The 20,991-nt window shown below is 63.7% G+C and carries 16 protein-coding genes; 14 read left to right on the top strand and 2 right to left on the bottom strand.

Annotated elements, in window-relative coordinates:
- Positions 1-57: 57 nt before the first annotated feature.
- Positions 58-2,562 carry a penicillin-binding protein 1A gene (locus tag AC3CBN_RS07890; protein ID WP_488636256.1) on the bottom strand — a complete coding sequence of 835 codons (2,505 nt, stop codon included), beginning with the start codon at positions 2,560-2,562 and terminating at the stop codon, positions 58-60.
- A 249-nt stretch (positions 2,563-2,811) separates the two neighbouring features.
- Here AC3CBN_RS07890 and AC3CBN_RS07895 point away from each other — a divergent pair, with 249 nt between their 5' ends.
- The 11 genes from AC3CBN_RS07895 to AC3CBN_RS07945 all read left to right on the top strand — a co-directional run bounded on the left by AC3CBN_RS07895 (position 2,812) and on the right by AC3CBN_RS07945 (position 15,210).
- Complete coding sequence (locus tag AC3CBN_RS07895) at positions 2,812-3,870, top strand: pilus assembly protein PilM (RefSeq protein ID WP_488636257.1); 1,059 nt, start codon at positions 2,812-2,814, stop codon at positions 3,868-3,870.
- A complete protein-coding gene (locus tag AC3CBN_RS07900; RefSeq protein ID WP_488636258.1) occupies positions 3,870-4,598 on the top strand; it encodes a PilN domain-containing protein in 729 nt (242 codons plus the stop codon). The genes AC3CBN_RS07895 and AC3CBN_RS07900 overlap by 1 nt, the downstream gene beginning before the upstream one ends.
- Positions 4,595-5,302, top strand: coding sequence for a type IV pilus inner membrane component PilO (locus AC3CBN_RS07905; RefSeq protein WP_488636259.1), 708 nt, complete (start codon positions 4,595-4,597; stop codon positions 5,300-5,302). The genes AC3CBN_RS07900 and AC3CBN_RS07905 overlap by 4 nt, the downstream gene beginning before the upstream one ends.
- Positions 5,299-5,838, top strand: a complete 540-nt coding sequence (locus AC3CBN_RS07910) for a pilus assembly protein PilP (protein ID WP_488636260.1) — start codon at positions 5,299-5,301, stop codon at positions 5,836-5,838. The genes AC3CBN_RS07905 and AC3CBN_RS07910 overlap by 4 nt, the downstream gene beginning before the upstream one ends.
- 54 nt (positions 5,839-5,892) lie before the next feature.
- Positions 5,893-8,025, top strand: a complete 2,133-nt coding sequence (locus tag AC3CBN_RS07915; protein WP_488636261.1) for a type IV pilus secretin PilQ — start codon at positions 5,893-5,895, stop codon at positions 8,023-8,025.
- A 159-nt stretch (positions 8,026-8,184) separates the two neighbouring features.
- Positions 8,185-9,180, top strand: coding sequence for an AAA family ATPase (locus AC3CBN_RS07920; protein ID WP_488636262.1), 996 nt, complete (start codon positions 8,185-8,187; stop codon positions 9,178-9,180).
- Entirely contained in the window at positions 9,177-10,109 is a 933-nt protein-coding gene (locus AC3CBN_RS07925; RefSeq protein WP_488636263.1) for a DUF58 domain-containing protein, read from the top strand. Before AC3CBN_RS07920 ends, AC3CBN_RS07925 begins: the two co-directional genes overlap by 4 nt.
- Complete coding sequence (locus AC3CBN_RS07930; RefSeq protein WP_488636264.1) at positions 10,106-10,654, top strand: DUF4381 domain-containing protein; 549 nt, start codon at positions 10,106-10,108, stop codon at positions 10,652-10,654. Before AC3CBN_RS07925 ends, AC3CBN_RS07930 begins: the two co-directional genes overlap by 4 nt.
- Positions 10,647-11,627 carry a VWA domain-containing protein gene (locus AC3CBN_RS07935; protein ID WP_488636265.1) on the top strand — a complete coding sequence of 327 codons (981 nt, stop codon included), beginning with the start codon at positions 10,647-10,649 and terminating at the stop codon, positions 11,625-11,627. Before AC3CBN_RS07930 ends, AC3CBN_RS07935 begins: the two co-directional genes overlap by 8 nt.
- Positions 11,624-13,531 (top strand): tetratricopeptide repeat protein, encoded by a 1,908-nt coding sequence (locus AC3CBN_RS07940; protein ID WP_488636266.1) that lies wholly within the window; start codon positions 11,624-11,626, stop codon positions 13,529-13,531. Before AC3CBN_RS07935 ends, AC3CBN_RS07940 begins: the two co-directional genes overlap by 4 nt.
- Complete coding sequence (locus tag AC3CBN_RS07945; RefSeq protein ID WP_488636267.1) at positions 13,528-15,210, top strand: BatD family protein; 1,683 nt, start codon at positions 13,528-13,530, stop codon at positions 15,208-15,210. The genes AC3CBN_RS07940 and AC3CBN_RS07945 overlap by 4 nt, the downstream gene beginning before the upstream one ends.
- Here the strand turns inward: AC3CBN_RS07945 and AC3CBN_RS07950 are convergent.
- On the bottom strand, positions 15,200-15,718 hold the full coding sequence (locus AC3CBN_RS07950; RefSeq protein ID WP_488636268.1) for an O-acetyl-ADP-ribose deacetylase: 519 nt from the start codon (positions 15,716-15,718) through the stop codon (positions 15,200-15,202). The two genes, AC3CBN_RS07945 and AC3CBN_RS07950, sit on opposite strands and share 11 nt — an antisense overlap.
- Before the next feature lie 222 nt (positions 15,719-15,940).
- On the opposite strand from AC3CBN_RS07950, the gene AC3CBN_RS07955 reads away from it, so the two are divergent.
- From AC3CBN_RS07955 to AC3CBN_RS07965, 3 genes are all read left to right on the top strand, one after another.
- On the top strand, positions 15,941-16,405 hold the full coding sequence (locus AC3CBN_RS07955) for a MarR family winged helix-turn-helix transcriptional regulator (RefSeq protein ID WP_488636269.1): 465 nt from the start codon (positions 15,941-15,943) through the stop codon (positions 16,403-16,405).
- Positions 16,406-16,720: 315 nt separating this feature from the next.
- The gene (locus AC3CBN_RS07960; RefSeq protein WP_488636270.1) at positions 16,721-17,851 is read left to right on the top strand and encodes an efflux RND transporter periplasmic adaptor subunit; all 1,131 of its coding nucleotides are present in this window, start codon (positions 16,721-16,723) and stop codon (positions 17,849-17,851) included.
- A gap of 13 nt (positions 17,852-17,864) precedes the next feature.
- Positions 17,865-20,969 carry an efflux RND transporter permease subunit gene (locus AC3CBN_RS07965; RefSeq protein WP_488636271.1) on the top strand — a complete coding sequence of 1,035 codons (3,105 nt, stop codon included), beginning with the start codon at positions 17,865-17,867 and terminating at the stop codon, positions 20,967-20,969.
- Positions 20,970-20,991: the final 22 nt, after the last annotated feature.

The following is a 20,991-nucleotide window of genomic DNA, read 5'->3' on the forward strand; positions in this document are numbered from 1 at the left end:
GGAAAGCAGGCGCTCGCCGTAGCGAACGCGGGCGACGGGACCGTAGGGCCCCGGCTGTCAGAAGATGTCGTAGGCGTGTTGCTGGTCCTGTTCCTCCTGCTGCTGGTTGGCCTGGTTGCGCAGGCGATCCACATCCTCGACCTTGAAGATCTCGGGCATGCTGTTCGGATCGCCCGTGCCGGCGGGCAGACCGCTCGCGCGGTCTATCTGCACCGTACTGATGCCGGGCGGCATCGGCAAGACCGTGGATGGCTGGTCCTTCAGCACCGAGCCCATGTAGGACATCCAGATCGGCAGCGCCGCCTTGGCGCCAAACTCGCCCTTGCCCAGCGGGCTGAAGTCGTCGAAGCCCACCCACACGGTCGTGACCAGGCTGCCATTGAAGCCGGAGAACCAGGCGTCGCGATGGTCGTTGGTGGAGCCGGTCTTGCCGGCCAGGTCGTCACGACCCAGCGCCATGGCGGCCGCGCCCGTGCCGCGCTTGACCACGTCCTGCATCAGGGACGTGATGAGATAGTCGTTACGCACGTCGATGACCTGCGGCGCCAGTACCGGTGGGTGAGTGCCGTCACCGTGTGCGTCGGCCGGCAGGACAGCGTCGCCCACACCGGTAACGCTGCCCGAAACGGCAGGCGCCCCGCCGGCCGAGCCGGCGGCAGCGACTGCATTGGCGGGCGCTGCCGTGGTACCCGCCGGCGGTGGGCCGGGCGGACGTGTATCGAGCAGGCGCTCGGCGCAGGTCCGGCAGGCACGGGCCGGGTTCGCCTGATAGACCGGCTTGCCGTCGCGATCGTTGATCTCGCTGATGAAGTAGGGCGTGACCAGATAGCCGCCGTTGGCGAACACCGCAAAGCCGCGAGCCATGCTCATCGGCGAGACCGAGGCCGTGCCCAGCGCCATCGACAGGTTGCTGGGCAACGAATCGAGGCTGAAGCCGAAGCGGGTGGCGTAGTCGCGCGCATAGCGCACGCCAATGGCATCAAGCAGACGCACCGAGACCAGGTTCTTGGACTGTACCAATGCCTCGCGCAGACGGATCGGGCCGTCGAACTTGTCGTCATCATTGGACGGCGTCCACAGGCCGCCCGGACGCGACGGATCGGGCAGGGCGAGCGGCGCGTCATTGATGATGGATGCCGGCGTGAAGCCACGCTCGAACGCCGCCGAGTAGATGAAAGGCTTGAAGCTCGAACCCGGCTGGCGCGCCGCCATGACCGCGCGGTTGAACTTGCTGCGCAGGAAGTTGAAACCGCCGACAAGGGCTTGCAGTGAGCCATCCTCCGGGTTGATCGAGGTCAGCGCGGCCTGGGCCGCCGGGATCTGGGTCAGCTGCCAGTCACCTTTCTCGTCGCGTGACAAACGTACGATGTCGCCGCGCTTGAGCAGGGCGCCGACGCTCTTGGGGCGTGCCCAAGCCATGACATCCATGCCCAGCTTCACCTGTTCCCGGCTGGCCAGGTAGATGCTGGCCTCGCTGGGCGTAGTGCCCGTAACGACGCCTGGTTGCATCCCCGAGATGTCCGTGTAGCCGGCCAGTGTGCGGTCGAGGTCCTCGTTGCTGGCGTCGGCGGCTAGCTCCTGATGGGCCTCGGGGCCGCGCCAGCCATGGCGGTGGTCATACTCGACCAAGCCGGCCCGTACCGAGTCCACGGCGGCCTGCTGGCGACTGCTCTGGATGGTCGTCTTGACCACATAGCCCTCGGTGAGGGCGTCATTGCCCAGGCGGTCGAGCACCTGCAGGCGCACCATTTCCGCCAGGTAGGGCGCATCCACCTCGATCGGCGGCTCATGCGGCGAGGCGTTGTTGGCGTCGGCAACCGCCTGTTCATACTCGGCCTTGCTGATGTAGCGGTTCTCCAGCATCTGGCCCAGCACCCAGTTGCGGCGGGCGATCATGCGCTTGGGGTTGTTGAGCGGATTCACCACCGAGGGAAGCTGGAAGGTGGAGGCCAACGTGGCGCATTCGGCCACGCTGAGCTGGTCCAGGGTCTTGCCGTAGTAATAGGAGGCTGCCGCGGCCACACCATAGGAGCGATGGCCCAGGAACATCTTGTTGAGGTAGAGCTCCAGGATCTGGTCCTTGGTCAGCTGGCTCTCCATGCGCAGGGCAATGAAGATCTCGGTCAGCTTGCGCGAATAGAGCTTTTCCGGGCTCAGGAAGAAGTTGCGGGCCACCTGCTGGGTGATGGTGGAGCCACCCGGGCCCTTGTCGCCGCCTGAGGTGATCACATGCCAGCCGGCGCGGGCGATGCCGTGCCAGTCCACCCCGGGATGCTGGTAGAAGCTCGCGTCCTCGGCGGCCAGCACGGCGTGCTTGAGACGCTCGGGCACCGCACCAATGGCGATTGGGATGCGCCGCGTCTCACCGAAGCTCGCGATCAGTTTGCCGTCCGCAGAGAGCACGCGTAGCGGCACCTGCATGTGGTAGTCCTTCAGGACGGCCACCGACGGAAGACGGGGGGAAATCAGCCAATACGCCACGCCAATCGCCGCGACGCCCAGCAGCAAACCCGTAAAAGCCAGGACCAGGATCCAGCGCAGCAACCGCTTAAGAATTTGCATGATTTAGGTGTTTGCGAGACGTAAGTCAAAACAAGTCAGAGTATAGATGTAGCAGTATCTCCGGCATGAACCGAACGCGTCACAGCAAGAAGCAGGCCATCCGACGTGTTGGCCCAACTGTGGATGCCGTCACGCGAATGTGTCGAGAAAAAGCTCGTAGGCCGTTGCCAATACATTAATTTTTGGTTTTAATGCTGCTGCGCATCCCGCCGATACAGGCGCGGGCGCCCAGGGGTAAGGGGGAAAATCGTGGGGCTTTTTACACCCAAGAAGCCGCCGCTTGTTGGCGTCGATATCAGTTCGACTGCCGTCAAGCTGCTGCAGCTCAGCCAGGCCGGTGGCCGCTATCGCGTGGAACATTACGCGGTGGAGCCACTGCCCCCTAATGCGGTGGTCGAAAAGAACATCGTCGAAGTCGAGGCGGTGGGCGAGGCCATCCGACGCGCGCTGGCGCGATCCGGATCCAAGCTCAAGCACGCGTCAGCGGCGGTGGCCGGATCGGCCGTGATCACGCGCATCATTCCGATGCCCAGTGAGTTGTCCGACGACGACCTGGAAGGCCAGATCCAGGTCGAGGCCAACCAATACATCCCGTACCCAATCGAGGAAGTGAGTCTCGACTACGAGGTGCTGGGTCCGGTACGCGACAACCCGGAAATGAACAATGTGCTGCTCGCCGCGTCTCGTACCGAGAACGTCGACATGCGCGTAGCGGCGCTTGACCTCGGTGGCCTCAGCGCCAAGGTGGTCGACGTCGAAGCCTTCGCGATGGAGAACGCCTTCGCGATGGTGGCCGACCAGTTGAACGTCGGTCGTGATGCGCTGGTTGCCGTGGTCGACATCGGCGCCACCATGACCACGCTGTCGGTGCTGCGCAACCAGCGCACTATCTACTCGCGCGAACAGGTGTTCGGTGGCAAGCAGCTCACTGACGAAATCATGCGCCGCTACGGGCTTTCCTATGAGGAAGCCGGTCGCGCCAAGCGCAAGGGCGGCCTGCCGGACTCCTACGAGAGCGAGGCGCTGGAGCCATTCAAGGAATCGCTGATCCAGCAGATCAGTCGCCTGCTGCAATTCTTCTTCGCAGGTAGCGAGTACAGCAAGGTGGACCAGGTCGTGCTGGCCGGCGGATGCGCCTCCATTGAAGGCATCGGTCCGATGCTTGAGGGGCAGCTGGGCGTGCCGTGCGTAGTGGCCAACCCGCTGGCGCGCATGTCGCTGTCGCCGCGCGTGCAAGCGCAGTCGCTGGCTCAGGACGCGCCCGCACTGATGATTGCGGTCGGCCTCGCGCTGAGGAGCTTCGACTGATGGCACACATCAACCTACTTCCGTGGCGCGTCGAGCGCCGCAAGCAGCGCGAGCGCGAGTTCTTCATGCAACTTGGCGCGGCCTTTGTGGCGGCGGTGCTGGTGCTGTTGCTGTGGGTGCTCTGGATGGATCAGCGCATCGACAGCCAGAGCCAGCGCAACACCTATCTGCAAGGCGAAATCAAGCAACTCGACGAGCGCATTGCCAAGATCAAGGATCTGGAAAAAGTGCGTGAGCGTCTGCTGGCACGTAAGCAGATCATCGAGCAGCTGCAGGCCAACCGTTCTCAGATGGTGCACCTGTTCGACGAGCTGGTGAAAACCATTCCGGCCAGCGCTCGCCTGGGTGGTCTCAAGCAGACGGGTGACTCGATGACGCTGGAAGGCTCGGCGCAATCCAACGCCAGCGTGGCGGAGTACATGCGCAATATCGAGGCCTCGCCCTGGATGGGGCATGCCGACCTGCGCAAGACCGAGAACACTCACGGCGATACGCGCATGCCTTATGCGTTCGGCCTGGATGTGGCGCTGAGCCGTCCGAAGTCCGAAGAAAACAGCGAAAGCTCGGATGACGAGCACACGCCAATTCTTCCGGCGGCGACACCTGCGCCGGCCAGCTCGACGGCTTCACGCCCGGCACCGGCACCGGCGACTCAACCGGCAAAGCCTGCGGCGGCTTCGGATGCCAAGCCAGCCAGTCCAACAGGTAACGAGGGGGGCAAGCCATGAAGTTCCTCTCTGACCTGCAGAGCCTTGACCGCAACAACATCGGTGGTTGGCCCAAGTCGATCAAGGTCTTCTTTACCGTGCTGGTGTTTGGCCTGATTGTCTTCCTGGGCTGGTATCTCTACGTCAGCGATCAACAGGCAGCGCTGGAACAGGCTGCCAGCAAGGAAGCACAGCTAAAGAAGGAGTTCTCCGAGAAGCAGGCCAAGTCGGTCAATCTCGAAGCCCTTCAGCAGCAGCTCGACGAGATGCAGGACATGTTGCGTCAACTGCTGCGCCAGCTGCCGAGCAAGACCGAGATGCCCGAATTGTTGGTCGATATCTCCCAGACGGCGTTGTCGGCGGGCCTGGAAACCGAGTTGTTCCAGCCGGGTCCGGAGTCGCCGAAGGACTTCTACGCGGAGAAGCCGATCCAGCTGCGCATGGTGGGTACCTATCACCAGTTCGGTACCTTTATCAGCGGCGTGGCTTCGTTGCCGCGCGTGGTGATCCTGACCTTGCACGACGTCTCGCTGACTCCGAAGAACAAGGATGCAAAGGCGGGGGCGGCCGGCGGTACGGGTGCAGCCGGCGGTGGCGTGCTGGTCCTGCAGGGCACGGTCAAGACTTATCGCTACCTGGAAGATGACGAGAGCGCCGAGGCCAAGGCGGCCAATGCCAAATCGGCAAGCGGTAAGGCGCCGGCAAAGACAGGGGGCAAGAAATGAGCAAGTTGGCTGCCATCAGGCCTGCCTTCATGGCCAAAGCCTCGCTGGTGTTCTGCGCTGTCCTCACCCTCGCCGGTTGCAGCGGGGAGGACGATCTGCACCAGTGGGTTGCTCAGGAAAAGCAGAGGAAGGGGGCGCCGATTCCACCGCTCCCTGTCATCAAGACCTTCGAGACGTTCCAGTACAACGACCACGACCGGCGCGACCCGTTCAGTCCAAGCACGGCCGAGCTGCAGCAGAACAACGCCAATGCGGGCGCGCGGCCGGACGAGAACCGGTCCAAGGAGCCGCTGGAGATGTTTGCACTGGACAGCCTGAAGATGGTCGGCACGGTCGGTACCGGTGCGGGAATGGAAGTGCTTGTGAAGGACCCCGGTGGTGTGATCCATCGTATCCATCGCAACGAATACATGGGCCAGAACTACGGTCGTGTCAACGCAATCAGCGATGACCATATCGACCTGGTGGAACTGGTTTCCAACGGCAATGGTGGCTGGATGGAACGTTCCGCCAGCATCGCGCTCAGCGAGAAATAAGAAACAGGGGCTGATGCAATGACCAACCAAATCAAAACTGTTCGGGGCCGTGTCATGCGCCAGGCTAGCCGTTACGTGGTGGTGGGCCTGCTGACGCTGGGCGCTGCCTGGTCGAACGCCGCCGCTGCCGCTACTAGCACCTTGAAGGAAATCAGCTACGACACGCTGCCAGGTGGCCGCATCGAGCTGCATCTGAACTTCGCGCAGGGGCCGGTGCCGGAACCGAAGATCTTCACCACCGGCAATCCACCGCGCATCGCGGTAGATTTTGCCGACACGGACAACGCGGCGCCGCGGCATATCGACATCGGCAAGGGCGCGGCGACAGGCGTATCCGCCGTATCCGCAGGTGGCCGCACTCGCGTGGTGGTTGAGCTGGTGCGCGACTCCACCTACCGCTCGCGCGTCGAGGGCAACAGCCTGGTATTGACCGTGAACAACGGTACCGAGGCAGCCACCACCACCACGGCGGCCACCATCGATCCGTCGAAGGCGCTGCCTTCGATGGCGAACGGCCCATCGGTGTCCAATATCGACTTCCGTCGCGGTCCGAACGGTGAAGGTCGGGTGCTGATCGATTTCAGCGGCGCTGGCGCCAATGCCGATATGAAGCGTCAGGGTGACAAGGTGGTGGTCGATATGGACCACGTAAACCTGCCGTCGAACCTCGCGCAGCGCCTTGACGTGCTCGACTTCGCTACTCCGGTGCAGTCCATCGTGACCAAGGCGGGTGTCCGCGGCGGCGCGCACATGGAAATCGCCGTTAAGGGCCAGGTTGAGACCTCTGCTTACCAGAGTGGCAACCAGTACGTAGTCGAGATCGCTGCGAAGAAGAAGGACGCCAAGGTTGCTGCTGACGGCAAGCTCGCCAAGGGCCAGGAGCCGGTTTACAACGGCAACCGCGTGACCTTCAACTTCCAGGACATCCCGGTGCGCTCGGCGCTGCAACTGCTGGCCGATATTTCGGGTCTGAACCTGGTTGCTTCCGACACGGTTGGCGGCAGCGTCACCTTGCGGCTCGTGAACGTACCGTGGGATCAGGCACTGGATGTGGTGCTACGCGCCAAGAGCCTGGACAAGCGCCGCAATGGCAACGTGATCTGGATTGCGCCACAGGAAGAGCTGGCCAAGTACGAGCAGAGCATCGCTGATGCGCGCATGAAGTCCGAGGATAATGCCGAGCTGGTCACCGACTATGTGCCGATCAGCTATGGCAAGGCCAAGGACATTGCCAAACTGTTGACCCAGGGCAGCATGCAGAGCCAAGGTGGCGGCGGCCAATCCACCAATGCCTCCCGCGGCTTCTTGTCCTCGCGCGGCAGCGTGTCGTTCGACGAGCGCACCAATACGCTGCTGATCAACGACAATCCGCAGAAGATCCGAGAGTTGCGTGAGTTGATCTCGGTACTCGACAAGCCGGTGCAGCAGGTGCTGATCGAGTCGCGCATCGTGATCGCCACCGACAACTTCACTCGTGAACTGGGTGCGAAGTTCGGCGTGCAGGGTGCACGTACCAATCCGAGCGGCCAGGTCCTATCGACCGGTGGCAAGTCCAATGGTGATGGCACGGCGGGCGGCATCAACGTCAACCTGCCCAGCACCACCAACGGAGGCAGCTTTGCTCTGGGCATTCTTGGCAAGAACTACGCTCTGGACCTCGAACTGTCCGCGGCACAGACCGAGGGTCGTGGCGAAGTGATCTCCAGCCCGCGCGTCATTACGGCCAACCAGCAGGAAGCCGTGATCCGCCAGGGCCAGGAAATCGGCTACGTGACCTACCAGAACACCGCTACCGGTGCGGCCGGCAGCGGTACCGCCACCGTGCAGTTCAAGGACGCGGTGCTGGAGCTGAAGGTGACGCCGACCATCACGGCCGACAACCGCGTCTACCTGATGATCAACGTGAAGAAGGATGCGCTGGCCCAGTTCATCACCGTGCCGGGCAGCGGCCAGGTGCCGCAGATCGACACTCGCGAGATCAACACGTCGGTGCTAGTCGACAACGGTCAGACGGTCGTGCTGGGTGGCATCTACGAGATCACCAAGCAGAACAGCGCGACCAAGGTGCCTGGCCTGGGTGACATTCCGGGTCTCGGGATCCTGTTCCGCACCACAAAGCGTCAGAGCGACAAGGCGGAACTGCTGATCTTCGTGACGCCGCGTATCCTCAGCGAAAGCCTGCAATAAGCGGATTCTCGCAACGGCAGAAAAAAGGCGGCCTAGGCCGCCTTTTTTCGTTCTGGTCGGGCAAAAACGCGGCACGCGATGATGGCCAGAAGTCATGGGCATTAAACTTCCCGGGCGCGCTAAGGTCTGTCATAGCGCTCCCCCTTGATGGAACCCCTGATGGACATGCCCGAGGCCCAACCCGCATCACGCCTGCATCAGGCGTTCCTGCATGTTCGCGACGAATTGCAGCGTAGCGTCATCGGCCAGCCGCATCTGATCGATTGCCTGCTGATTGCCTTGCTTGCCGACGGGCATCTGCTGGTCGAAGGGGCGCCGGGTCTGGCCAAGACCACCGTGGTCAAGGCCCTGGCCGGTTGCATCGAGACCGATTTTCACCGCGTGCAGTTCACCCCCGATCTGCTGCCGGCGGACCTCACCGGTACCGATATTTTCAGGCCGCAATCAGGCAGCTTCGAGTTTGAGCGCGGGCCGCTATTCCACAACATTGTGCTGGCCGACGAGATCAACCGCGCGCCAGCCAAGGTGCAGTCGGCACTGCTGGAGGCGATGGCGGAACGCCAGATCACCGTGGGCCGCAGCACGTGGGCATTGCCCGAACTGTTCATGGTGATGGCTACGCAGAACCCGATCGAGCAGGAAGGCACGTTCGCCTTGCCTGAGGCGCAGCTTGATCGCTTTGTGATGCACGTGACCATTGGTTACCCCGATGCCACATCAGAACTGGCGATCCTGCGGCTTGCGCGCGAACAGGCGCGCCGCAGCCTGCATCCGGTTCCCGCCCAGCGCCCCAGCCTCAGTCAGGCGGATGTGTTCAGCGCTCGCGACGCCGTGCTCGCCGTGCATATGGCGCCAGCGCTGGAGGAGTACCTCACGCAACTGGTGCTGGCGACCCGCAATGCTGGCGCCTATGGACCCGAACTCAAGCGATGGATTGCCTGGGGCGCCAGCCCACGCGGCACGATTGCGCTGGATCGCTGTGCACGCGCGAATGCATGGCTCCTGGGACGCGACTACGTGTTGCCCGAGGACGTACACGCCATTGCCCACGAAGTGCTGCGCCACCGCGTGCTGCTCAGCTATGAAGCAGAAGCCGAAGGGGTGCGCTCGGACCAGGTCATCAAGCGCGTACTGGATCTCGTGCCGCTGCCGTGAACGCCGTAGTGAACATGCCGACCGATGGTGATGGCCGCACGCGCGTCCGCCTTGCCGAACTGGTGGCGTTGCGCGGACGTGTCGCAAAAGCCGCGTTGCCGCGTCTTGAAAGTCGCGCCATGCGTGCGGGGCAGCAATCCAGCCGTCTATATGGACGAGGCATGGACTTCGCCGAATCGCGGGTCTATCAGCCGGGTGATGACGTGCGGCGTATCGATTGGCGGCTGACCGCTCGCAGTGGACGGTTGCACACCAAACTTTTCCAGGAAGAGCGGGAAGGCCGGCTGCTGATACTGCTCGATGCACACGCGAGCATGCGCTTCGGCACGCGAGTGCGTTTCAAGTCGGTGCAGGCGGCACGCGCAGCGGCCCTGGCCGCCTGGTATGCGGTGCGGGCCGGCGAACGCGTCGGCCTGATGGCTTATGGAAGCGGTCATCATCTGCTGCGTCCGATGGCTGGCACACGCGGCGCACTGGCGGTCTGCGGTGCGCTGGCCGAATGGGATGGCCAGGACACGTCTTCGAAAAGCGAACCCTTGTCGGAGGCGCTACTGCGAGCCGGTCGCCTCATGCATGGCGCCAATCGAGTGCTGGTCATCAGCGATGGGCTCAGCTGCGACGATGCCGCGCGTGGACGACTGCTGGACCTGTCCGGTAAGGCTGCCATGCGCGTGCTCGTGGTTGCCGATGCGCTGGAGTTGTCCTTACCTCCACCGGGGCGCTATCCGCTGGAACACGAAGGCGAGCGACGTGAGGTCGTGTTGTTTGGCGAGCGCCAGCGTCGTGAATTCCAGCAGGTGCTGGGCGCGGGCCAGAGCCGGCTCAACGCCGTTGCCCAGGAGCTTGGCATGCCTCACCGCACCATCGACACGGCGGGTGATCCGCTCGATGCCGTGATGTCGTTGCTGGCGCCGGGAGTGCGTCGATGATTGCCGCCACCAGTGCAGCGCCACCGGCGAAGGCGCCGGCACTGCGCGACATCCATGTGCCCCCAGCACCTTCCTGGTGGCCACCCGCGCCAGGTTGGTGGATCGTTATCGTGTTGCTTCTGCTGACCGCTGCCATGGGTATCTGGCTATGGCGCAGGCAGCGCAGGCGGCGCGTTCTTGAGCGCGCAATGCTGGCGGAAGTTGATGCACTCGTGGTGCGCCACAGTAAACAGCCGCAGAAGCTTGCTGCCGGCCTGCATCAACTGCTGCGTCGTGGCGCCCTGCGCCTTGATGCCGAAGCCGCACGCCGTCGTGGTGAAGCGTGGCGGCAAACGCTGGCCAAGGTTGCTGTCGATGCATCCACGCTCGATCAGCTGATGACGCTCGAATCGGCCATGTATCGACCCGATGCGCCCTTCGATGCCCTGGTCGCCACGACCGCGACACGCCGTTGGCTGGTGCTTGCGTGGCGCTTCCGTGGCGCGCGAGCGTCGACGTCCCTGCCGCCCATCGCTGAGGCATCACCGGAATCGGGTCATGCCTGAGTTCGCATGGCCATGGGTTGTTGTGTTGCTACCACTGCCGTGGCTGTGGCGCCGCTGGTTGCGAGCGGCTGAGCCTGGTCAGGCGCTGCATTTGCCGCACCCAGGTTTGCATCTTGCGGTGGCCGAGCGTCAGGACCGCGGCGGGTGGCGTCACTGGGTGTTGCTGTTTGCATGGCTTTGCCTGTTGGTGGCGGCAGCGCGTCCGCAATGGATTGGGCCACCGCAGGCACAGCAGCGCAGTGGACGGGCGTTGATGCTGGCGGTCGATCTGTCCGGAAGCATGCGCACGGACGACATGCAGCTAGGCGGTCGCTCCATCAGTCGGTTCGGCGCGGTGGAAGCCATCGCTGGCGACTTCATATCGCGCCGTGGTGGCGATGAGATGGGGTTGATCCTGTTCGGCAGCAGGGCGTTCCTGGTGACGCCGTTGACCTACGACCTCAATGCCGTGCGCGCACAGTTGCAAGGCGCAGCGGTGGGGCTGGCCGGCACGGAGACGGCCATTGGCGATGCCGTCGCGGTGGCGGTCAAGCGGCTTGCCGGCTTGCCGTCTCAAGCGCGTGTAGTGGTACTACTCACTGATGGCGTGAACAACGCCGGCAGCATCGCGCCGCTGGATGCGGCACATGCGGCACAGGCGGCAGGCGTGCGCATCTACACCATCGGCATCGGTGCCACCGAGATGAATGTGCCGGACTTGTTCGGCACGCGCACGGTCAATCCATCGGCGGATCTGGACGAAGGCATGTTGCGGACGATCGCCACGCAGACCGGCGGCCACTACTTCCGTGCGACCGACGCGAGTCAGTTGGCCGACGCCTACCGCGCCATCGATGCGCTAGAGCCCATGCCGCAGCAGGGGCCGTCACTGCGTCCGCGTCATGAATTGTTCCGTTGGCCGTTCGCGCTGGGCGTGCTGGCTTGGCTCGTTGCGTTGATGCCGCGTGCGCGGCGTCGGGTAATGGCCGTATGAACGAGGTATGGCAGCAGTTCCATTTCCTGCGCCCCGTATGGCTGCTCGCCTTGCTGGTGTTGCCCGTGCTGCTGGTGCTGGTCATGCGCCGCAGCACTGCGCGTGAGGAGCTGGCGCAATTGGTTGATGCCGAACTGCTGCCGTATCTTCTACAGGGACGCGAGCACCGTCGACGTATGCCGGCGTTGGTGCTCACCGCGAGCTGGATTCTCGCCGCGCTGGCCATGGCCGGTCCCACCTGGAGTCGCGTTGCCCAGCCGCTGTATGCCAAGCGCGCCGCTCAGGTAGTGGCGTTGTCGCTATCGCAGCACATGCTGGTGCGCGACGTGGCGCCAAGCCGGCTGGATCGTGCGCGCTACAAGGTGCGCGACCTGCTGGCCGCCAATCACGACGGACTCAATGCGCTGATTGCCTATGCCGGCGAGGCGTTCGTGGTTGCGCCACTCACCACCGACTCTTCCAGTCTCAACGAACTGCTTGATGCGTTGGCACCGGACACCATGCCGGCCGAAGGCGACAACGCCGCACAAGCCATCGAGCGTGGCGTGGCGCTGGTCCATGATGCGAAAGTGGGTGGTGGGTCGCTGGTGCTGGTCACCGACAGCGCGGATGTTGCCGCGCAGACGGCGGCGCGCAAAGCGCGTGATGCCGGTGTGCGGGTGTCGGTGCTTGGCGTCGGTACATGGCAGGGTGGCCCGGTGCCACTCACCAACGAAAGCTTCCAGCGCGATCCGCAAGGCAGCCTGGCGATGGCCCGACGCGATGACGATGCCTTGCGCGCGCTTGCCGATGCGGGCGGTGGTCGCTACGTGCCGATGACCGACGACCGCGCGGATATCGATGCATTGCGCGGCGAACTGCGTACCGACGACACGACCGCGCTCGCCACCGACCAGCAAGGTGACGAATGGCAAGATCGTGGACCCTGGCTGCTACTGCCGCTGTTGCCACTCGCCGCGATGACGTTCCGGCGCGGGTGGCTGGTGTTGTTCGCACTGACGTTATTGCCTGGTATGCCGGGCACAGCCCGTGCCGACAACTGGAGCGACCTGTGGCAACGCCACGATCAACAGGCGGCCGCAGCGTTGAATCAGGGCAAGGCGAAGGAGGCCCAGCAACTGGCGCGCGATCCTGCGTTGCGTGGCGCCGCCGCCTATCGCGCAGGCGATTACGCTGCCGCAGCCAAGGCGTTGCGCGACCTGCCGGACACCGACGCGCAATACAACCTCGGCAACGTGCTTGCCAGGCAGGGCGATTATCAAGAGGCACTGCATGCCTATGACCGCGCGCTCAAGGCCGACCCGGCGAACGCGGACGCCATCGCCAACCACAAAGTGATCGAAGACTGGCTTCGTCAGCAGCCAAAGCCGCAGCCGCAAGACAAGGGTGCGCAGAATGACAAAGGCAAGGCGGGGCAGGGTCCATCGACGACACCTCCCGACGACGCGAAAGGCCAGTCTGGCCAGCAGCAAAGCGAAGCATCGCAGGACGGTGAATCGGGCAAGCCATCGCGGGACGCCCAAGGCAACGCGCAGGGCACCGGCAACGACAAGGACGCCACCGGCAGCAACTCGCAGCAGGGACGGCAACCCGACGACACCTCAGGCACCCGTCCGCAGACGCCCCAGGAGCAGGCCGAACAGCAGGCGCGCGAGCAACAGGCGCAGCAGGCGCTGCAAAAGCAGATGGATGAGGCGCTGGGCAAGCCGGGGCAGGCGCGACAACCCGTGACCCACGAACTTGGCGCCATCGCCACCGGCGACGCGCAGTCGAAACTGCCCGCCGACGTACGCCAGGCGTTGCAGCGCGTGCCGGATGACCCGGGTGCCTTGCTGCGCCGCAAGTTCGATCTCGAATACCGGCAACGCCACGGTGCGATGCCACCAGAGGACGATTCACCGTGAAGCTGCGTCACTTGTTCGCCCTGTTGTGGCTGCTCACCTGCTTCTGGCCCATCGCGTCGTTTGCGGCCGAAGCGCAGGCCACGCTTGATCGTGCCCACGTGGAGCTTGGCGAAACGGTCACGCTGAACCTGCGCGCGGAAGTGGGCGGCATGGTGCAGACGCCGGACCTGGGCGCGCTCTCGCGGGACTTTGCCGTGCTTGGCACGTCGAGCAATACCAGCATCAGCATCATCAACGGCAGGCGCTCGGCCCAGGTCACTGTGGGCGTGGCCTTGAGGCCGCTGCATGTGGGCATGCTGCGTATTCCACCATTGTCGTTCGCAGGCGGCACCACGGCACCACTACAACTTCAGGTGGATTCACCCGATCCCCGCGCGACGGCTTCTGGACGTAAAGACGTCTTTCTCGAATCGGTGGTTGACCCGGCGGGTGGTTATGTTGGCCAGCAACTGGTCTACACCTTGCGGCTCTATTTTGCCGCGGACCTGACCAATGGCGGGCTGGAAGACCCCCAGCTGGCTGGTGTGGATGTGCGACGGCTCGGCAATGAGATCAACTATCAGGCCGAACGTGGCGGACGCCGTTACAACGTCATCGAACGCCGCTATGCATTAACGCCGCAACGCGAAGGTCACCTGGAGATTCCACCCGTGGCGTTCCAGGGGGACATGGTCAACATGGCCGACCCCGATGCCTTCTTCGGCAACGGCACGCCGGTCTCGGCGTCCTCTCCGGCGGTATCCATCGATGTACGGCCGGCGCCAGCCCAGGCGGCGCATGCCTCGTGGTTGCCGGCGCGCGACCTGACGTTGAGCCTGGATGGCGGCCCTGCGCATGGCGATCTGCGCGTGGGGCAGCCGCTCAACGTGGTGATGAGCGTGCAGGCCACGGGCCTTCCCTATGAAGCGCTGCCTGCGCTCAGCCTGCCGACGCTGGATGGCGCGACGGTGTACCCCGACAAACCGGTCAATGCCACGCATGTCGATGGGGCATGGCTGGTGGGTCGCCGCCAGCAAGGGTTTGCGATTGTGCCCAATCGAGCTGGCACGCTCACCATTCCCGAGACGACGCTTACCTGGTGGGACGTGGTGACTGACGGTGCCGAAATGGCGCGCATCCCGGCCCAGACTTTCACCGTGTTGCCGGCCATCGGAGCGCCACCAGCGCCGGCCGCGCCGCAGCCGTCGCCCTCTCAGGGTGTAGCGCCCGCTTCGCCGCCTGCGGCTGGCATCCTGCCTTGGCGCTGGATCGCTCTGGGTAGTCTCGCCTTGTGGTTGGTGAGCGTGGCGGGGTGGTGGTGGCATCGTCGGGCTGCGCGTTCCGCGGTGCCTACGGCCGAAGTGCCGGCGAAGCCCGTGGCGTCCCGTTTGCGTGCAGCCTTCCTTGCCGCCGCGCGTGGCAACGACGTGGCTTTGCAGGCGCATGCCCTGTTGAATTGGGCACGGGGTGAACGTCCCGACCTGCAGAACCTGGGCGAGCTGTCGGAGGTACTGGCATCCGCTTCCCAGTCCGACGTGATCGCCGCGTTGCAGCGCAAACGTTACGCGCAGGTTGAGGAAGCTGAACTGGGCGAGCGACTGGTGGCGGCGTTCCGCGACGGCTTTGTCTGGCGCCAGAACGACAAGGCGGACAGCGCCTCGCCATTGCCTCCGTTGTACCCGTTCGATCTCAGTCGTTGAGCGCTGCCTGCCAGATGGCAGCCATGTCATCGCTGAAGCAGCACAGCACGATGCGCATCGAGGCGTCCGCCGGTTGCGATTCGGACAGGCTGCGCAGCGCCACCGGCGCGGCCAGCTCAGGTGGATAGCCAAACACGCCGCAGCTGATCGCGGGAAAGGCGATGGACCCAACGCCATGCGCGATGGCCAGCGCCATGCTCTGCCGGTAGCAGCTGGCCAGCAGCGTGGGCTCCCCATGGGTGCCGCCATGCCACACCGGGCCAACGGTGTGAATGATGACACTGGCAGGAAGTCGGAACCCCGGAGTGATGCGCGCCTCGCCCGTCGGACAGCGCACGCCGGGCTGAACCTGAGGCAGCGCGCGGCAGGCTTGCAGCAGCTCGGGGCCTGCAGCGCGATGAATAGCGCCATCCACGCCACCGCCGCCAAGCAGGGTCGTGTTGGCGGAGTTGACGATGGCGTCCACGTTCAGCTGGGTGATATCGGCGGTTACGATCTGGATGGCCATGGTTTCGTGGAATCTTGCGACGTATGCTTAAGGATGCTCTGATCTAGTCCATGAAGACGTCGTCGGTTCTACCTGCTCGCAGATGAGTGTTGCGTCGGCAAAGGCAGCCAGCCTGAGCGACGCTACCCTCCGCACCCTGCGGACTTTCCGACCGTCATGCCGCCTTCATCGACAGGATCGGAGCATCCTTGACACTTGGCCGTGCGGACTGACATCACATCTATGACTAAAGCGGAAGACGTTTCCTTTGGCTATCTGCTGAACGATGTGACCTTGCTCTTCCGCAAGCACTTCGACAGACGTGCCGTGAAATTCGGGTTGACTCGCGCACAGTGGCGGGCCACCAAGATGCTGTATTACCGCGAAGGGCTGCGCCAGACCGAGCTGGCCGAGCTGTTGGAGATGGAACCGATCGCCGTGGGTCGCGTCATCGACCGCCTGCAGGCGGCAGGTTTCGTCGAGCGACGCCCTGATCCGAAGGATCGCCGCGCCTGGCGCCTGCATGTCACCGATCAGGCGCGTGCAGTGATTGTCGACATGGAAGAGATCGCCAAGGGCCTGCGCAAAGATGCCACCCGTGGCATCACCGTGCCCGAGTTGCAGCAGGCCCTGGATGTACTCAACCGCATGAAAGACAACCTGCAAGCGCTGGACGGTGGCGCGCCGACGGACGACAACACGCCATAACGGGCGCACGTCGACGTTGTGCAAGCGTTCCGCTCCAGGCGCACGCATCATGACAACGTCATGATGATTTGACGGTCGACGCGGCGCAGCACGGCAGAAAATCTTGCGCTTTGCGCGATGCCATGCCGCATGGCGAGCGGTTTGCCAAGTGCTGTCGGTCGTGCGGGTCACGGGCGCTGGCTGCATCACAATGCCCGGTGCGGCGCACCGGTGTAGGGCGTGGTGCAGCACCCCTGTGATACACATCGCAGCCGATATCGCGGCATTCCGGCGCATGGCCGGTGTTGCGGCCTGCGGTCGATGGTCGGAGAACTCATGCAGCGTATGTCCCCGAAAAAACTCGTCCTGCTGGTCGCGGTTCTTATCGCAGCCGTAGTGACTGTCCAGTGGTTTCGCGGCAGCGGTCGTTCGTCGGCCAACAGTCCGGCGCAACCGGCCGTTGTGCCGGTGAAGGTGGCAAGCGCACACCGCGGCGATCTCGACCTCACCCTGAAGGTGATCGGTCGCGCGGAGGCCTATTCCACCGTCAACGTGCAGGCGCGTATCAGCGGCCAATTGCAGGCGCTGTCGTTCACGCCGGGCGGACATGTCAAACAGGGCGAAACCATCATCCGCATCGACCCGAGCCTGCTGCAGGCGCAACTGGACCAGGCGCTCGGCAACCTCGCCAAGGATCAGGCCCAGCTGGAAAACGCGCAGACCCAGCTCAAGCGTTACCAGCCGCTGCTGGGCAAGGGTTACGTCTCGCAGTCCGATTACGACAGCCTCAAGGCCAACGAGGGCGTCTTCGCCGCTTCGGTGAAGGCCGACAAGGCCGCTGTCGAGCTCGCCCGCACGCAACTGAGTTACACGCAGATCCAGGCCCCTTTCGACAGCATTGCGGGCGCGCCGCTGGTCTACCCGGGGGCACAGGTCACCGCGAACGATACGTCGATCGTGGTGCTCAACCAGATTCGTCCCATCCATATCACGTTCTCCGTTCCGGAGACGGGATTGGCGGGCATCAAATCGGCGATGGACCGTGGCGCCGTGCCGGTAACGGCCAGTATTCCCGGCACGAAGTCGTCGCCGATGGAGACCGAGCTGGATTTCATCAACAACGCGGTGGACCCCACCACCAGCACCATCCAGCTCAAGGCGAGTTACAACAACGACGACGACCGGTTGACGCCGGGCCAGTTCGTCGAGGTGGTGCTACCCACCACGCGCCTGCCCAACGTGGTGACCGTGCCCGTGGTAGCTCTACAGAATTCGCCGCTGGGCAGCTTCGTGTTCGTTGCCAATGCCGATGGCACGGTGCAGCAGCGCATAGTCACGGCAGGTCCGAGCAGCGGTTCGCAGATCGTCATCGAAAAGGGACTGACCGGCAGCGAGCACGTGGTTACCGAAGGCCAGCTGCTGCTGGTGGATGGTGCGCATGTGCGCATCGTGACCGACAACGGCTGAGCGGACACCGAGCATGAACCTGCCTGAACTGTGTATCCGACGGCCGGTAATGACCACGCTGTTGATGATCGCGCTGCTGGTGTTCGGCATCGCGGCGTATCCCAAGCTGCCGGTCAACGAGCTGCCCAACGTCGACTTTCCTACCATCACGGTGAACGCGAGCCTGCCCGGCGCGGCGCCGGAAACGATGGCAACGGCGGTGGCCACGCCACTGGAAAACCAGCTCTCGACCATCGCCGGCATCCAGTCGATGACCTCGACCAGCGCGTTGGGCTCCACTTCCATCACGTTGACCTTCGAGCTCGACCGCAACATCGACGGTGCCGCCCAGGACGTGCAGGCGGCCATCTCGGCGGCGCAACGTCAGCTACCCACCAACATGCCCACGCCGCCCACCTTCCGCAAGGTGAATCCGGCCGATGCAGCCATCATCTACCTCACCCTGCGTTCGCGAACACAGCCTTTGTCGGTGGTGGATGATTACGCTGAGACGCAGCTCGCGCAGCGCCTGTCGATGATCGACGGTGTGGCGCAGGTGAACGTGTATGGCTCGCAGAAGTACGCGGTGCGTGTCAGCGTGGATCCGCAGAAGCTGGCCGTCAGCGGCATCGGCATCGACACGGTGCAGAACGCCATTTCGAATGCCAACGTTAACCTGGCCACCGGCTCGCTCAACGGCAGCAGACAATTGCTGTCGATCCGTTCGGACGGCCAATTACAGCGCGCCAATCTCTACAACAACATTATCGTTGCCTATCGCAATGGCGCGCCGGTGCGCCTGTCCGATCTCGGCAAGGCCGAAGACAGTGTGCAGAACGACCAGGTCGCGAGCTGGTACAACGGCGAGCGCGCGATCGTGCTGGCCATTCAGCGTCAACCCGGCTCCAACACCGTGGCCACCATCGATCGCATCCGCGAGGTGTTGCCGACGTTCGAGGCCACGCTGCCGCCGTCGATCAAGCTGGCCGTTCTCTACGACCGCTCCGAATCGATCCGCGCCTCGGTAGACGACGTTCAGTACACCTTGCTACTTGCCGGCGTGCTGGTGGTGCTGGTGATCTACCTGTTCCTCGGCAACGCCTCGGCCACGTTGATTCCAGGCCTGGCACTGCCGGTATCCATCGTGGGTACGTTCGGCGCGATGTTCGCGCTGGGTTACAGCCTGGACAACCTGTCGCTGCTGGCGCTCACCCTGGTGGTCGGCTTCGTGGTGGACGACGCCATCGTGATGCTCGAGAACATCGTGCGTCATGTCGAAGACGGGATGGGTCCGTACGAAGCGTCGCTCAAGGGCGCGAGTGAGATCGGCTTCACTATCTTCTCGATGACGCTGTCGCTGGTGGCGGTATTCCTGCCGGTGATGTTCATGGGCGGCATCGTTGGCCGTCTGTTTCACGAGTTTGCAGTGACGTTGAGCGTGGCCATTCTGATTTCCGGCTTCGTCTCCATCACGCTGACGCCGATGCTGTGCAGCCGCTTCCTGAAGCATGCCGAGCATGAGAAGAAGGCGCGCGTGGTGCTGTGGTTCGATGCCGGCTTCGAGCGCGTGCGCCAGGGCTATGCACGCACGCTGGATTGGGCGGTAAGCCACCCGCGCACCATTCTTGGCGTATTTTTCGGCAGCTTGCTGATGACGGGCGTGCTGTTCGTGGTGGTGAGCAAGGACTTCATCCCGGCCGGCGACTCGGGCCAGCTCAACGTCAACGTCGAAGGGCCCGACGACATTTCGGTCAGCGGCATGGCAGTACGCCAGCAAGAGTTGGCGAAGATCGTGGCCCAGGATCCGAATATCGAGGCGTACATGTCATCGGTCGGCGCTGGCGGCGCGCGTACCACCACCAACAACGGCTCGCTACTGTTGCGACTCAAGCCGGCCAGCCAGCGCGAGCTTGATCCCAACGGCATCATCCAGGAGCTGCGGCAGAAGTTTGCGCAGATTCCGGGCATTCGCGCCTATATCCAAAACCCGCCATCGATCCAGGTGGGTGGACGCCAGTCGAAGGCGCAGTATCAGTACACGCTGCAATCCATCGATACGGACGCGCTGTACAGCTGGTCGGGCAAGGTGATCGTTGCCTTCAGCAAGCTGCCGGGCTTCCAGGATGTTACGAGCGATCTCGATCTCAACGGCCCTTCCATTCGTGTCAACGTCGATCGCGACAAGCTGGCCACGCTGGGCCTGACTATGGATCAGGTGCAGAGCGCCTTGGGTTCCGCGTTCGGCGCCAACCAGATCTCTACCATCTATGGTTCGTCGTCGCAGTACTGGGTGATCCTGCAGGTGTATTACGCGCTGCAGAACGACGTCGATGTGCTGTCGCAGATCTACGTCACCTCCAGCAGCGGCACGCTGGTGCCGCTCAATGCGGTGGCGAGTTTTGAACGCAAGCCGCAGGCGCTCACGGTGAACCACCAGGGCCAGATTCCGGCGGTGACGGTGTCGTTCAATCTCGCGCCGGGTGTCAGTCTCAGCGAAGCGGTGCAGAGCATCGACGGCGCGATGAAGCGCATGGATCTGCCGACGTCGATCACCGGCAGCGTGCAGGGCACGGCGCAGGCGTTCCAGGATTCGATGCAGGGCATGGGTCTGCTGCTGGTACTGGCGCTGTTCGTGATCTATCTGGTGCTGGGCATTCTCTACGAGAGCTTCATCCATCCGTTGACGATTCTCTCGGGCCTGCCGTCTGCGGGTGTCGGCGCGCTGCTTACCTTGATGATCTTCCGTGCGCCGCTGGACCTGTTCTCTTTCGTCGGCATCGTGATGCTGATCGGTATCGTGAAGAAGAACGCGATCATGATGATCGACTTTGCGCTTGAACGTCAGCGCAGCGATGGCATGGAGCCGGCGAAGGCCATTGTCGAAGCCTGCCACGTGCGTTTCCGCCCGATCATGATGACGACGATGGCGGCCTTCGCCGGCACGTTGCCCATCGCGCTGGGTCTGGGCGCGGGCGCGGAGACGCGGCGTCCGCTGGGTCTGGCAGTGGTCGGTGGCTTGCTGGTGTCACAGGTGCTCACGTTGTATCTGACGCCGGTGATCTATCTGTACCTCGATCGCTTGCACGAGCGCTTCTCGCGCAAGCGTCACGTTGCCGGCGCCAATACCGCGCAACCGTAAGGTTTGCCATACCGAAACGGGC

It is taken from the genome of Dyella sp. OK584, assembly GCF_057787755.1.